Raw genomic sequence first — 12,451 nt, 5'->3', positions numbered from 1 at the left:
CTTCAGGCGGACGAAGCCACGTGCGATCAAGATCCACGTGAAGTGAATGGCCCGTTAAGGCCTTTCGTTCCGCTTATCGATGGACCTACGCATCATCGGAATCCCACCGCACCCGCCTTACCCCAACCTCTCCAACAGCTTCTTGTGGATCCCGCCAAATCCACCGTTGCTCAGCACCGCCACCACATCACCGGGTTCGGCCTCGTTCACGACCGTATCGACGATCTCATCCACCGTATGGATGTAGCGCCCGTTGCCGCCATGGGCAAGGATGTCCACCACCAGCTGATCCGGATTTAGGCGGTCGTTCTCGGGGAACTTGTGAAGATCGGGGATCTCCGCGATGATCGCTTCGTCCGCAAGCGCCAGCGCTTCCGCCAGCTCGTTCTGGAACACCGCCCGACGCGTCGTGTTCGATCGCGGCTCGAACAAAATCCATAGCCGGCTGTCAGGGTAGCGCTGCCGCAAGCTGCCCACCGCATACTTGATCGCCGTCGGGTGGTGTGCGAAATCGTCGATCACCTTGACCCCGCCGGCCTCGCCGCGGAGTTCCTGCCGCCTCGCCACGCCGTCGAACGACTCCAGGCCATCGCGGATCTCATCCGGCGTCAGCCCTGCGAAAAGCGCCGCCGCCGTGGCCATCGCCGCATTGCGCACGTTGAATTCGCCGGTCATCCGCAGCGAGTAGCGCTCGCCGCCGAGCTTGAAGGAACTACGCTCCGCATCGTACTCGATCTCCGTGATCCGCAAATCGTTGCCCTCTCCGATCCCCACCTTCTGCACGGGACAAGGCGCGGTCGCGGCCACTTCGATGCAGTTCGGATCGTCACCGTTGATGATCGCGCTGCCGGTGCGCGGCACGACGTTCAAGAGGCGTTTGAAAGTCAGCTTGATCTCATCCAGGCACGAATAGATGTCCGCATGGTCGAACTCGATGTTATTCACCACCGCCACCTCCGGCAGGTAGTGCAGGAATTTCGAACGCTTGTCGAAGAAGGCCGTGTCGTATTCATCGCCCTCCAGCACGTTGAACTCCGACTCGCTGAACTGCGCGCCGCGTCCCAGGTTCTTCGGCAGGCCGCCGATCATCCACCCGGGCTCGCGGCCCGCGGAGAGGAAGATCCATGCCAGCATCGAGCCGGTCGTCGTCTTGCCGTGCGTGCCGCTCACCACGTAGTTCCGCTTGCCGCGCAGGAAGTGCTCTTTCATCACCTCAGGCAGGGACTGATAGAGCAACTTCCGAGATAGTGCCGCTTCCGCCTCTTCATTGCCGCGGCTGATCGCATTGCCGATCACGATCACATCCGCCGTCTCCGGCAGGTTCTCCGAGCGGTAGCCCTCGGTGATCACGATCCCCTCGTTGCGCAGGAAATCCGACATCGGCGGATAGACGTTGTTGTCGGAACCGGTGACCGTGAAGCCCTTGCGCTTCATCGCCACGGCCACGGCACCCATGGCTGTCCCGCAGACGCCGGTGAAATGGAAATGCTTCTTCTCAGACATGAAATGGGTTTTCGTAAAAGGCTTCAGCGCCAGCTTCTAACAGATACACACGCCCGGCCGCGTTCCAGCCCCGGACTTTTCCATCCTTGGCGAACTTGGCGTCTTGGCGGTTCCATTCCTTTTCTCTTCAAAAGGTCGGTGCCGCCACCGTCGCATTGTCCCGCTCCTCGGTCCGGCGGCGCAGGATCCGGTCGCCGATCTCCCGCACCATCTCGGAAAGCAGCAGCCACAGATGGCTGCCCTGCTGGTAATCCGCCGGCGCGATGTGCTTCACCCGCCCGGCATGGGTGGAGAGCTGGAAGCATTTCCGGAAGCTCTTCCCGGTCGGGTCTTCCGGATTGTAGACGGCGATGCCGTGGCCGCCGTTCTTGTTCATCACGGTGAAGCAGGGCACATCGGTCGGCCCGTCACCGACGTAGACCATGTTCTCGAAGGGGATCGGCCGCTGGTCGGGCGGCATGTGGTCGTTCACATCCTGCGAGTAGTCCAGCATGCCCTTGTTGATCCGGAACAGGAACTGGGTCTTGGTGGTGTGCGAGATCGCCCGCTTCGGGAAGCTGATGTGGCCCTGCGAATCCTCGCCGAATTCGCAGCCGAACATCGCCTTCACCTTGTCCTTCAGGCGGCTGCCATCCAGCAGCGCCTTCAGCCCGGAGGAAATGATGTAAAACTCGATCTTGATCCCCGCCGCCTCGTGCCCCGCGTTCAGCGAAGCTCCCGGCAAGGTGTCGAAAATCTCCGGAACCCCGGGGAAGAACCGCAGGCCGCCACCCAGCACCGAGAGCCGGGCATTGCTCACCTGGTCCATCTGCAGGTAATCCAGCAGGCACTTCAGGTACGCCATTTCGCCGTCCCACTGCTGCTCGACCACCAGCGTATTGCACTTCTTCCAAAACTGCGCCGGGTCGATCCCGAACTCCGGGAACAGCACGTCGTCCTGCATGTAGCGCGGACTGAGCGTCTGATCGTAGTCGAAGACCAGGGCGATGGTGTTCTGGGGTGAAGCCATGGGGCGGCGGGAAGCGAACCAGCCCCCACCCCGCCCCGCAAGCGGAATAAAGACGGGACGCACGTTCTACCAAGCACAGCCGGGGGCTTGCGGGATCTGCTCGTATCCGCTAAATTGGTTTCATGCCTGCGGAAGAGCTTCTGAAGCGAATCACCACCTCGCCCGAGATCTGCCACGGCAAGCCCTGCGTCCGGGGATTGCGTTACCCGGTGGAATTTCTACTCGATCTCCTGAGCGGTGACACCACCGAGGCGGAGATCCTCGCCGATTATCCGGATCTTGAACCGGATGACCTTCGCGCCGTCCACGCCTATGCCGCGAAGCTGAGCCGGGTAAAGCGTCTCGAGCCACTGCCAGCGGTTACCCGCGAGGGCTTGGTTCTTCACGGCTGAGCGAAGCCTGCTCCTTCCCCACCAAATCCCCCAGCGCCATCTCCAGCGTCGGAAACCGGAACTTATACCCGCTTTCCAACAACACCCGCGGCACCGCCCGGTGACTAGCCACCATCGCACTCGCGAAATCCCCCATCATCCAGCGCAGGGCGAATTCCGGGACCGCCAGTGCCGCCGGACGCTGCAGCGCCGCTGCCAGCTTCCGGGTGAAATCCTCGTTCCGCTCCGGCTCCGGTGCCGAGCCGTTTACAGGCCCCGTCACTCCGCCGTAGCCGATCCCGTGCAAGATCCCGCCGACCAGATCGGCCACGTGGATCCACGGTACCCACTGCTTCCCCGAGCCCAAGCGCCCGCCTAGTCCGAGCCGGAAGGGCAGCAGCATCTTCTTGAAAGCCTCCCCTTCCCTGCCCAGCACCAGCCCGGTGCGCCATTTGAGCACCCGCGGGCCGAGCCGGGCCACCCCGTCCGCCGAGTCCTCCCACGCTTGGCAGAGCTCCGCCAGATACCCGGTCCCGGTCGGCGAGCCTTCCTCCAGAATCTCGTCGCCGCGCTCGCCGTAGATTCCCACGGCCGAGGCATTCACCAGCACGTGCGGGCGTTCCGAGCGACCCAGCATCGACAAACCCCGGACAATCCGTCCGGTCGCGCCGATCCGGCTGTCGTAGAAGCGGCGCTTCGCATCCGCCGTCCAGCGCTGGTTGATCGGCTCGCCCGCCAGATTCACCACCGCGGAGATCCCGTTGAAGTCCGGCACCTCGTTCCACTCCCGCCACTCCGCGACCCCGGCATCGGGCGGCTTCGCCTTCCGGGTGTATCCGCACACCTGCCAGCCCGCCGCGGACGCTTGCCGGGCCAGCTCGCGACCGATGAACCCGGACGCGCCGACGATGCCCAGGGTTTCCGCTCGTGATGTCATTCACCAACAAATTCCTCGGTATCAGACATCCTGCAACCGCTTTCGGGCTTTCCCCTTTACTTCAAATCCGGTTGCCCGTCTCATCCCGCCACGATGAGGGTCGCCGTTCTCCCTGCCTTTTTACTCACCGCCATCCGCCTCGCAGCCCAGAATCCACCGGTTCTTCCCGAGCAGCCCCAGCTTCCACCGGACCCTCAGGCCCCCGTTGCAGAAGTGCCGCTGCCCATCGCCCCCGTTCCGCCCCCTCCGGGTATGGACCTTTTCCCGGGCGCGACGAATACGATGCCGGGCATGCCGCAGAACCTGAAGATCAAGCAGACCGGCATGACCAACACCTTCAACCTCGTCGAACAGGTGTACAATTTCTCCGGCCCCTTCGTCGTCGAGACCGACAACGGCATGACCCTGCGCTCGAAGAAGGCCGTCTGGAGGGGCAAGGAGAGCAAGTTCTACGTCGATGGCGACGTGAAGATGACCACCAGGGAGGGCACCGAGATCTTCGCCGAGCACGCCATCGCGGACACCGCCTCCGAATCGGTGACCCTCACCGGCAATGTCAGCGTCTACCGCGGCAATCTCCTCCAGCGCGGCAACGAACTCGTCTATTTCTGGGGCCAGCAGAAGATGGACTCCTCCGGCCTGCGCGCCGGCGTCGATCCCTTCATCCTCGAAGCCGGACAATTCACGATGGAAGACCGCGGCGGCAAGCAGGTCTTCGTCGGTCGCGACGCCGGAGTCACTACCCACGATGTGGAAGACCCGGGCTTCTGGATGCGCGCGAAGGAAACCACCGTCTATCCGGGAGACAAGGTCACCTTCCAGAACCTCCGGCTCTACGCCGGCGATACGCCGATTTTCTGGCTCCCCTACCTCTCCCAGCCGCTGGATAGCGAGCTCGGCTACCATTTCGTGCCCGGCGCGCGCTCGAATTGGGGGGCCTTCCTGCTCAATAGCTACGGCATCATGCTCGGCGGCACGCCCGACCCTGATACCGGGGAGAACAAGGACGCTTGGCTGCTGTCCCGCTGGCACGTCGACCTCCGCGGCCGCCGCGGCCTCGGCACCGGCGTCGATCTGCTCGACACCCGCCTCAAGGACAACCCGAACCTCACCGGCCTCTCGCTCTACTACGCGAACGACCTGGACCCGGAGATCAGCCGCACCGGCCTCCCTCGCACCGACGTCAATGAGGACCGCTACCGCTTCGCCCTCCAGCACCGCATCCCGCTGGAATTCGAAAAGGATGCCGAATGGCGCTTCGATGCCAACCTCAACATCCTCAGCGACAACTACTACCTGGAAGACTTCGAGCCGCAGATCTTCCGCACCGATCCGAATCCCGATAACACCCTCGGCCTCTACCGCCGGGACGATGGCACGCTCTTCAGCGCCGTCGCCCGCGTCCGGCCGAATGAATTCTACCGCTCCGACACCCGCACGCCGGAAATCGCGATGGATTTCGCGCGCCGCCCGCTCTTCGGCTCGCAGATTCTTCACGAAGGCAGCATTTCCCTGTCCTTCCTCGAGGAAGAAATGGGCAGCGCCTCGCTGTCGGCGATCCGCCCGCTGCTGCGCCTGCCGGGGAATGACCCCCGGGTGCCCCAACTCCTCGCCGAGTTGCCCACCTACGAGCGCCAGCTGATACAGACCATCCGCTCGCTCCCGCCGGGCAGCCCGGCCTTGCCCGGTCTCACCGACCAACTCTTCAGCCCGGGCTACAACCGCTTCCACACCTACCAGGAACTCTCGATGCCGACCAAGATCGGCGACTGGCTGAACCTGACCCCGGAAGTCGGCCTCGGCTACAGCCGCTACTGGGAGGTCAACGGCCCCTCCAAGTCGATCGACCGGATCCACATGACCGCCGGCATGGAAGCCTCCATGAAGTTCTCGAAGGATCTCGGCGACATAAAGGACCGCGACTTCGGCTTGGACGGCCTGCTTCACGTCATCCAGCCCTACACCCGCTTCTCCTACATCTCCACAGACGACCTCGACCCGCTCTTCCCGGCGGTTGACCGCGAGACCTTCAGCACCCGCCCGCAACCGCTCTCGGTGCCCAGCTTCACCGCTGTCGATAGCCTTCGCGACTGGAGCATCGTCCGCCTCGGCGTCCGCAACAAGCTGATCACGAAACGCGACGGCCAGAGCTTCGATTGGCTCTCGATGGACACCTACTTCGACGCCTTCATCACCGATCCCGACTACAACCGCAACTTCTCGAATCTCTACAACGACCTGCGCTGGAATCCCCTGCCTTGGTTCGGGATGACCCTCGAAACGCAGTTCCCCGTGATCGACAACGGCTCCGGCTTCTCGGAAGTCGCCGCCCGCGCCCGCTTCATGCCGAATGAGAACCTCGAATTCTCCGTTGGCCACCGCCTGCTCGACAACCATCCGGTGCTGACCGATTCCCAGCGCATCGACCTCCGCGCTTACGCCCGCCTCAATGACAGGTGGGGCGTCGGCTTCTTCCAACTCTGGGAACTCGACGACGGCACCCTGGAGGTCCAGCAGTACACCATCCACCGCGACTTCAACCACTGGGTCGCCTCGATGGGCATCACCCAGCGCGACAACCGCCTGAAGGACGAGTTCGGCGTGATCTTCAGTTTCACCCTGAAGGAATTCCCTTCCGCCTCGCTGCCCTTCAAGCTCGACGCGCAGTAAGCCCGCCGACCTGGAATCCCAGATCTCAAATCTGAAATCTGAAATTTCATATCTCAAATTTCAAATTTCAGATCCCATGCTGACTCCCGCCAAGCTCTTAGAATGCCTGCAATTCCGCTACGCCACCAAGAAGTTCGACACCGAACGCAAGATCTCCTCGCACGATTGGGCTGTCCTTGAGCAGGCTCTGCTCCTCGCTCCTTCCTCCTTCGGCCTGCAACCCTGGAAGTTCCTCGTCATCGACGATCCCGCGTTGCGCGCCGAGCTGGCCACGAAATCCTGGGGCCAGACGCAGATCACGGAGGCTTCCCACCTGGTAGTCTTCACCACCCGCACCGACATGACCGAGGCGGATGTGGATCGCTACATGGCCTCGCTGGCGACCGCACAGGACCGCCCCGTCGATAGCCTCGGCGGCTACCGCAGCGTCATCGCAGGCTATGCGGCCGCCATGACCACGGAGGCGCGCCATGCGTGGAACGTCCGCCAGACCTACCTCGCGCTGGGCCAGTTCATGATATCCGCGGCGGTGCTAGGCATCGACACTTGTCCGCTGGAAGGCATGGATCCCGCCGCCTACGATGAAGTGCTCGGCCTCTCCGGCAGCGGCTACGCCACCTCGGTCGCCTGCGCCGCCGGCTACCGCTCGACGGACGACAAATACGCATCATCTCCCAAGTCACGTTTTCCGCTGGAAGAAATCATCGAACATCGCTAGGCATGTTGCCGCGATGAACAAGACGCGCACTCCCAAGCAAGTCGGCGAAGCTTGGTTCGGCCCCATGTGGAACAATCGCGATATCGCGATGATGCGGGAATTGATGGCCCCCGGAGCCATCGGTCACCTCGAAGGCGGCCGGGAGGCTGTCGGTCCGGAAGGCTTCGCGGAATTCCAAGCGGAGTTCGTCCGGGCCGTCCCGGATCTCAAGCTGGAAGTGATGAACAGCCTCGCCGATGGCGATGACGTCTGTGTCCACTGGCACGCCACCGGCACCCACACCGGTGACGGCCTGGGCATCGCCCCGACCGACGCCAAGCTCGACTTCCAAGGCGTCACCTGGCTCCGCGTCCAAGGCGGCCAAATCGTCGAGGGCTGGGATTTCTGGAATCTCGGGGCGGTGATGCAGTGCATGTCCGGAATGGCGACGGTCTGACATCCGTTTTTGGAGGACTCCCCGACGACCCATTTTTTTTGCGGACTGACTCTACGCGATGACGGGGTTACGCAGGCCGGTGAACCCGTTAGGGTCTCCCCATCACTGAGCTGTTTCGGCTTGAGGATGGAGGAACGAGTCAGGTTTCCTTGTCGAGAATCTCGGGCGCCGGAGGGTTGGACTCCTCCGGCGCCCGAGGCGCGTACGCAGGAACGGTCCCTTCAAAGCCCGCCCCCAAGGGTACGTAGTCCCGCCTTCAGGCGGACTCACCGGTAGGTAAATAGCCAAGGCGCCCCCCCCTCACCAATCCACATTTTCTCCCCGCGTATCAATGTGCGTGAAGCTTCCGTATCTTCCCACACCGCCGCGGAATAGACCGCGCGTCCGCAACGACCGGGCAGCCCCCGAGACTGTCGAGGGCGACGCCGCGAACTTCACATCCACCGCCACATTCGCCTGGTGCCAGGAACCGCTGCGGGCTCCCGGGCAGGTCGCGTTGTAGGCGGGCGAGCGATAAGCCGAAATAATCTCCCCCACCGGCTGGCCGAGTTCCACGGCGACCCGGTCCACCACCCGCAAGGTCGGCACCATCTGCCGCCACAAGCTCCGCGGCGGCAGGCTGTTCCAAATCTGGCCATGGCGCTTGGCATGCGCCTCGATCACCTGTTGCGGCGTCAGGCGCTGCAAGCGGATCGAGGTCAAATAGGCCGCGTAAACCTTCAGCTCGTTCCCTTGGCGCTGCACCCACTCCGGCGGCAGGTTCGACAGATCGATCGGCACCGGTCCGCCGCCTGCAGTAGGCACGACCACCTTCGGCTGGTTCGACTTCCCGGTCACCATCGCGGAAACCGGGGAATTCGAACCGAAGAAGGCGAGGGCTCCGAAGCCGAGGGTGCCGAGGGCACCGCGACGGGTGGGAGAAAAGGGCGGCCGGGATGCTCCGGCGTCAGGCGATTGGGACATGCAGTGAGGGTTCGGGCTGGCTGGGAATGACGGAAAAGGACCGGCCTTTTCCGTCGTTGAGGAATCGCATCCGCCTGGTTTTCCCCGACGAATTCGACCGGCAGGAAAGCAATCAGGGTGCCCGTCGCAAGGATTTTCAGCCGGATTCGCTAACCGTTAGGGAGCCGCCCCGGTCGTCCGGCGGCGCAAATGCCCCCCCTTTCGCCACTCGACAGCCCCGGATTCCGCCGTCAAGCTCCGGCACATCCATGCGTCTTTCGGACCGCTACATTGGCCGCCAAGTGCTCGTCGGCACGGTCTTCGCCATCTTCCTGCTGAGCACGATCCTGATGATGGGCAGCCTCTTCCAGAAGCTGCGCCCGCTGCTGGTGGAGGCTGGCGCGCCCCTCTCCATCGTCCCCGAGTTGATCGCCGCGGTCGTTCCCTTCTCCCTGATCTACACGATCCCGTGGGCCTTCCTCTCCGCGGTCCTGCTGGTCTTCGGCCGCCTTTCCTCGGATCAGGAGCTCACCGGCTTCCACATCGCCGGGATCAGCCTGACGCGGCTCTCCGCACCCGTCTTCGCCATCGGCGTGGCCCTCTCCGCCCTTTGCCTGTGGCTGAATGTCAAGGTCGCCCCGGTCTCCAACCAGCAGATCGAACGGATCTTCATCCACGCCTTCTTGAAGGACCCCAAGCGCATGCTCCGCGCCGCCGCCCAGCAGGATGGCTTGGAGCGCCTTGAAAGCAGCGCCAAGGACGTCCGCGTCTACCTCGACGAATCCGACGGCACCAACATCAAGGGCCTCCATATCTTCAAAATAGCCGATCCCAAGGCCAAGGAAGCCAAGGAAAAGAAAGCAAAGGAGCAGGCCGCCAAGGATCTGGACCCGAAAGCTCAGGAGGCCAAGGCGCAGAGTTCGCAGACCAAGACCCCGAAGGAAAAGGATTCCACGGACGGGAAGAAAAAAGAGGACGACGACAACGATACCCGGGAAGTTTACGTCCACGCCATGAGCGCCCAGGCCGTGGTGGACGATGAAAAGCGCGAGTTCCGCTTCCATCTCTTCAATGCCTACTTCGAGTCCGAGGACTCCGCGGGCAAGCCGCAGATGGTCCTCCCCGGAGAGGCCATCCCCTTGGTCATCCCTTACGACATCGATCCCAAGAAGAAGGACAAGCCGCCGACGATGACCAACGAGGAGATCCGCACCTACATCGCGGATCACCCGGGGATGAACAAAAACTACCTCATCGGTCGCTACTGGGCGGAGACCCAGCGCCGCTATGCCTCCTCCTTCGCCTGCCTCGCCTTCGCCTTCATCGGGATTCCCCTCGGGATCAAGGCGCGCCGTAAGGACACTTCGACCGGCCTGATGCTGAGTCTCCTCATCGGAGCTGCCTATTTCGTCTGCGGGATGGCAGGCGGGTCCAGCAAGACCGCGGTCCTCCTCGGTCTCTGGGGGCCGAATGTCGCGTGCATCGTGCTCGGCCTCTTCCTGCTGCGCCGCGCGCGGTTCCGCTGAAGCCCGCGGCGTTTCCATGAGTCACCATTTCCACCCCCGCCGGATCCTCCGCCGCCTCGTGGAGTTCTTCCGGGGGGCAAGCTCGACCCGCTGCCGATCCTCCAAACCTGGCGGAACTACAGCCGCGAGAAATTCCGCGCCGATGGCAAGGCCGCGCTCAATGTCTCCCTGCTCGATATTCCCCAGGGCATCGCCTACGCCGCCATCGCCGAGCTGCCGATCGTCTTCGGCATCGCCTGCTCCGCCGCGGCCTCGATCATCGCGCCGCTCGTCGCCGGCAGCCGCCACACCATCCTCGGCCCCACCAATGCCACCGCCTTCATGCTCTTCGGCTTCTTCGCCGTGGAGCCGCTGCTCGCCACCCGCGAGACCCAGTTGGTCCCGCTGCTGGTCCTGATGGTTGGCATCTTCTGCCTCATCGGCTCGATCCTCCGCGTCGCGGACCTTCTCCAATACATCTCCCGCTCGGTGCTCGTCGGCTACGTCTCCGGAGCCGCCGTGCTGATCATGACCAATCAGCTCAAGCACCTGTTAGGCGTCGCCTACGAGGTGGATGCACTCCGCCCGCGAACCTTCATCGGCCTCGTCGATGCCTTGATCCGCGCCCTGCCGGAAGCCGTCTGGCCTCCGCTTCTGATCGGTGTCTGCACCTTCCTCGCCTTCTTCCTGATGCGAAAATGGAAGCCGCGCTGGCCGAATCTCGCGATCGTCCTGATCCTTTCCTCCGCCGTCTTCGGCACCCTCGCCCACCAGAAGTCCGGCCCCTTCAGCGGCGTCGCCCGCTTCCGGACCTTCAGCCCCGCGGACCTCCTGCCCTCCTTCCCGGACCTGACCCGCAGCGGAATCTTCGAGGACATCTCGGCGCTGTTAGGCGTCGCGCTCGCCATTGCCTTTCTCGCCTGCCTGGAGAATACCCTGATGGCCAAAACCATCGCCTCGCGCTCCGGCGATCGCGCCGATGTGAACCAGGACATGTTCGCCGTCGGCGTCGCGAATGTCGCCTCCGCCATCGCCGGCGGCATGCCCGCCTCCGGCTCGCTGCTGCGCTCCTCCCTCAATTTCAATTCCGGCGCGCGCACCCGGATGTCCTCGATCTACTCCGGCGTCCTCGTCCTCTCCACCGCCCTCCTGATCGCCTGGCTGCCCCGCTATGGCATCTCCCTCATCGACTACGTTCCGAAGGCCGTCCTCGCCGCATTGGTCATCGGCATCGCCCTGGCCCTCATCAACCGCCACAATATCCGCGTCTGCGCCCGCTCCACGCCGGACGATGCGGCCGTGCTCGTCACCACCTTCATCGCCACCCTCATCGCGCCCTTGCACGTGGCCATCTTCATCGGCGTGGCGGTCTCCATCACCCTCTTCCTGCGCAAGGCCAGCCGCCCCCACCTCGTCGAATACGAGTTCAGCGATGCCGGCGAACTCCGCCAGATGGGCGAGAAACGCCAGCGCCCGAACCCCGCCATCTCCATCGTCCACGTCGAGGGCGACCTCTTCTTCGGCGCCGCCGAACTCTTCCGCACCCAGATCCAGCGCACCGCTGCGGATGAATCCCTCAAGATCATCATCCTCCGCCTCAAGAACGCCCGCCACCTCGACGCCACCTCGGTCCTCGCCCTCGAGGACCTCGTCAAATTCATGCGCGCCAACGACCGCCACGTCCTTGTCTCCGGCGCCACCCGCGACGTCTACCGCGTCCTCAAGAACTCCGGCGTCCTCGTCACCATCCAGGACGGAGCCAACCGCAAGACCGGCGAAAGCAACATCTTCCTCAACCGCCCCAGCAATCCCAACCTCTCCACCCGCGACGCCCTCAAGCGGGCCCAGCAACTGTTAGGCGGCGAGAAAGCCGACATCCGCATCTTCTACGACCCCGCCAAAAAGTAAGGCTCTCCGTCAGGTTTGCTGATGGATCGCGATACGTCTGCCCAAGAGGGCGGCGCAGCCGCTTTGGAGTGCGGCGGGTATCGCCGCTTTGGGGCGATCTGGAATGGAGATCGCCGCATTGAATTCGCCTCTGCGCCGCCCCGCGACGTAACGGTTGCCTGCATTGCAAAGGGGGGAAACGAAGGGATGGACTCGTGACGGCGTTCTCCGGCACGCCGCGCAGGAAAGCGGCGATGCCCGCCGCACTCCAAAGCGGCTGCGCTGCAAAGGGGGGCGTCGATCCGCATCGGGAGCCTCCTCGAAGAGCTTCAGCAAACCTGACGGAGAGCCAAAAAGTAGGCGGCCCGATCACCCCGTTCTCTACCTTCGCTGAAAACTGAACACTGAAAGCTAGCAAACTTCTCTGCCTTTCCCCGCGCCCTCTGCGCCTCCGCGTTTTTCGTTCGCTCCTG

10 protein-coding genes are annotated in these 12,451 nt (G+C 63.5%); 6 read left to right on the top strand and 4 right to left on the bottom strand.

Annotated elements, in window-relative coordinates:
* Positions 1–117: 117 nt before the first annotated feature.
* Positions 118–1,503, bottom strand: coding sequence for a UDP-N-acetylmuramate:L-alanyl-gamma-D-glutamyl-meso-diaminopimelate ligase (gene mpl / locus ABWK72_RS01835; RefSeq protein WP_367873073.1), 1,386 nt, complete (start codon positions 1,501–1,503; stop codon positions 118–120).
* 127 nt (positions 1,504–1,630) lie between these two features.
* A complete protein-coding gene (locus ABWK72_RS01830; RefSeq protein WP_367873072.1) occupies positions 1,631–2,512 on the bottom strand; it encodes a haloacid dehalogenase-like hydrolase in 882 nt (293 codons plus the stop codon).
* A gap of 122 nt (positions 2,513–2,634) precedes the next feature.
* Between ABWK72_RS01830 and ABWK72_RS01825 the strand changes: the two genes are divergently transcribed.
* Positions 2,635–2,904: a DUF433 domain-containing protein gene (locus ABWK72_RS01825; protein ID WP_367873071.1), complete on the top strand. Its 270-nt coding sequence runs from the start codon at positions 2,635–2,637 to the stop codon at positions 2,902–2,904.
* Here the strand turns inward: ABWK72_RS01825 and ABWK72_RS01820 are convergent.
* Positions 2,873–3,820: a TIGR01777 family oxidoreductase gene (locus tag ABWK72_RS01820; protein WP_367873070.1), complete on the bottom strand. Its 948-nt coding sequence runs from the start codon at positions 3,818–3,820 to the stop codon at positions 2,873–2,875. The two genes, ABWK72_RS01825 and ABWK72_RS01820, sit on opposite strands and share 32 nt — an antisense overlap.
* Positions 3,821–4,072: 252 nt before the next feature.
* Between ABWK72_RS01820 and lptD the strand changes: the two genes are divergently transcribed.
* The 3 genes from lptD to ABWK72_RS01805 all read left to right on the top strand — a co-directional run bounded on the left by lptD (position 4,073) and on the right by ABWK72_RS01805 (position 7,644).
* Positions 4,073–6,490, top strand: a complete 2,418-nt coding sequence (gene lptD / locus ABWK72_RS01815) for an LPS assembly protein LptD (protein ID WP_367873069.1) — start codon at positions 4,073–4,075, stop codon at positions 6,488–6,490.
* Positions 6,491–6,566: 76 nt separating this feature from the next.
* On the top strand, positions 6,567–7,208 hold the full coding sequence (locus ABWK72_RS01810) for an NAD(P)H-dependent oxidoreductase (protein ID WP_367873068.1): 642 nt from the start codon (positions 6,567–6,569) through the stop codon (positions 7,206–7,208).
* Positions 7,209–7,221: 13 nt separating this feature from the next.
* Positions 7,222–7,644, top strand: a complete 423-nt coding sequence (locus tag ABWK72_RS01805; RefSeq protein WP_367873067.1) for an ester cyclase — start codon at positions 7,222–7,224, stop codon at positions 7,642–7,644.
* Between the two features lie 300 nt (positions 7,645–7,944).
* Here ABWK72_RS01805 and ABWK72_RS01800 read toward each other — a convergent pair whose 3' ends face one another.
* On the bottom strand, positions 7,945–8,607 hold the full coding sequence (locus tag ABWK72_RS01800; RefSeq protein WP_367873066.1) for a D-Ala-D-Ala carboxypeptidase family metallohydrolase: 663 nt from the start codon (positions 8,605–8,607) through the stop codon (positions 7,945–7,947).
* A 248-nt stretch (positions 8,608–8,855) separates the two neighbouring features.
* Here ABWK72_RS01800 and ABWK72_RS01795 point away from each other — a divergent pair, with 248 nt between their 5' ends.
* Positions 8,856–10,112: an LptF/LptG family permease gene (locus tag ABWK72_RS01795; protein WP_367873065.1), complete on the top strand. Its 1,257-nt coding sequence runs from the start codon at positions 8,856–8,858 to the stop codon at positions 10,110–10,112.
* 90 nt (positions 10,113–10,202) lie between these two features.
* Positions 10,203–11,999 carry a SulP family inorganic anion transporter gene (locus ABWK72_RS01790; RefSeq protein WP_367875307.1) on the top strand — a complete coding sequence of 599 codons (1,797 nt, stop codon included), beginning with the start codon at positions 10,203–10,205 and terminating at the stop codon, positions 11,997–11,999.
* Positions 12,000–12,451 lie beyond the last annotated feature (452 nt).

This window comes from Luteolibacter sp. Populi, from assembly GCF_040801775.1.
In the GTDB taxonomy this organism is placed as follows: Bacteria; Verrucomicrobiota; Verrucomicrobiia; order Verrucomicrobiales; family Akkermansiaceae; genus Haloferula.
This window is presented reverse-complemented; position numbering and strand designations above follow the sequence as displayed.

Coding starts and splice junctions, on each gene's coding strand:
- ABWK72_RS01810 (WP_367873068.1), top strand. CDS start 6,567: ATGCTGACTCCCGCCAAGCTCTTAGAATGCCTGCAATTCCGCTACGCC.
- lptD (WP_367873069.1), top strand. CDS start 4,073: ATGGACCTTTTCCCGGGCGCGACGAATACGATGCCGGGCATGCCGCAG.
- ABWK72_RS01795 (WP_367873065.1), top strand. CDS start 8,856: ATGCGTCTTTCGGACCGCTACATTGGCCGCCAAGTGCTCGTCGGCACG.
- ABWK72_RS01830 (WP_367873072.1), bottom strand. CDS start 2,512: ATGGCTTCACCCCAGAACACCATCGCCCTGGTCTTCGACTACGATCAG.
- ABWK72_RS01825 (WP_367873071.1), top strand. CDS start 2,635: ATGCCTGCGGAAGAGCTTCTGAAGCGAATCACCACCTCGCCCGAGATC.
- mpl (WP_367873073.1), bottom strand. CDS start 1,503: ATGTCTGAGAAGAAGCATTTCCATTTCACCGGCGTCTGCGGGACAGCC.
- ABWK72_RS01800 (WP_367873066.1), bottom strand. CDS start 8,607: ATGTCCCAATCGCCTGACGCCGGAGCATCCCGGCCGCCCTTTTCTCCC.
- ABWK72_RS01805 (WP_367873067.1), top strand. CDS start 7,222: ATGAACAAGACGCGCACTCCCAAGCAAGTCGGCGAAGCTTGGTTCGGC.
- ABWK72_RS01820 (WP_367873070.1), bottom strand. CDS start 3,820: ATGACATCACGAGCGGAAACCCTGGGCATCGTCGGCGCGTCCGGGTTC.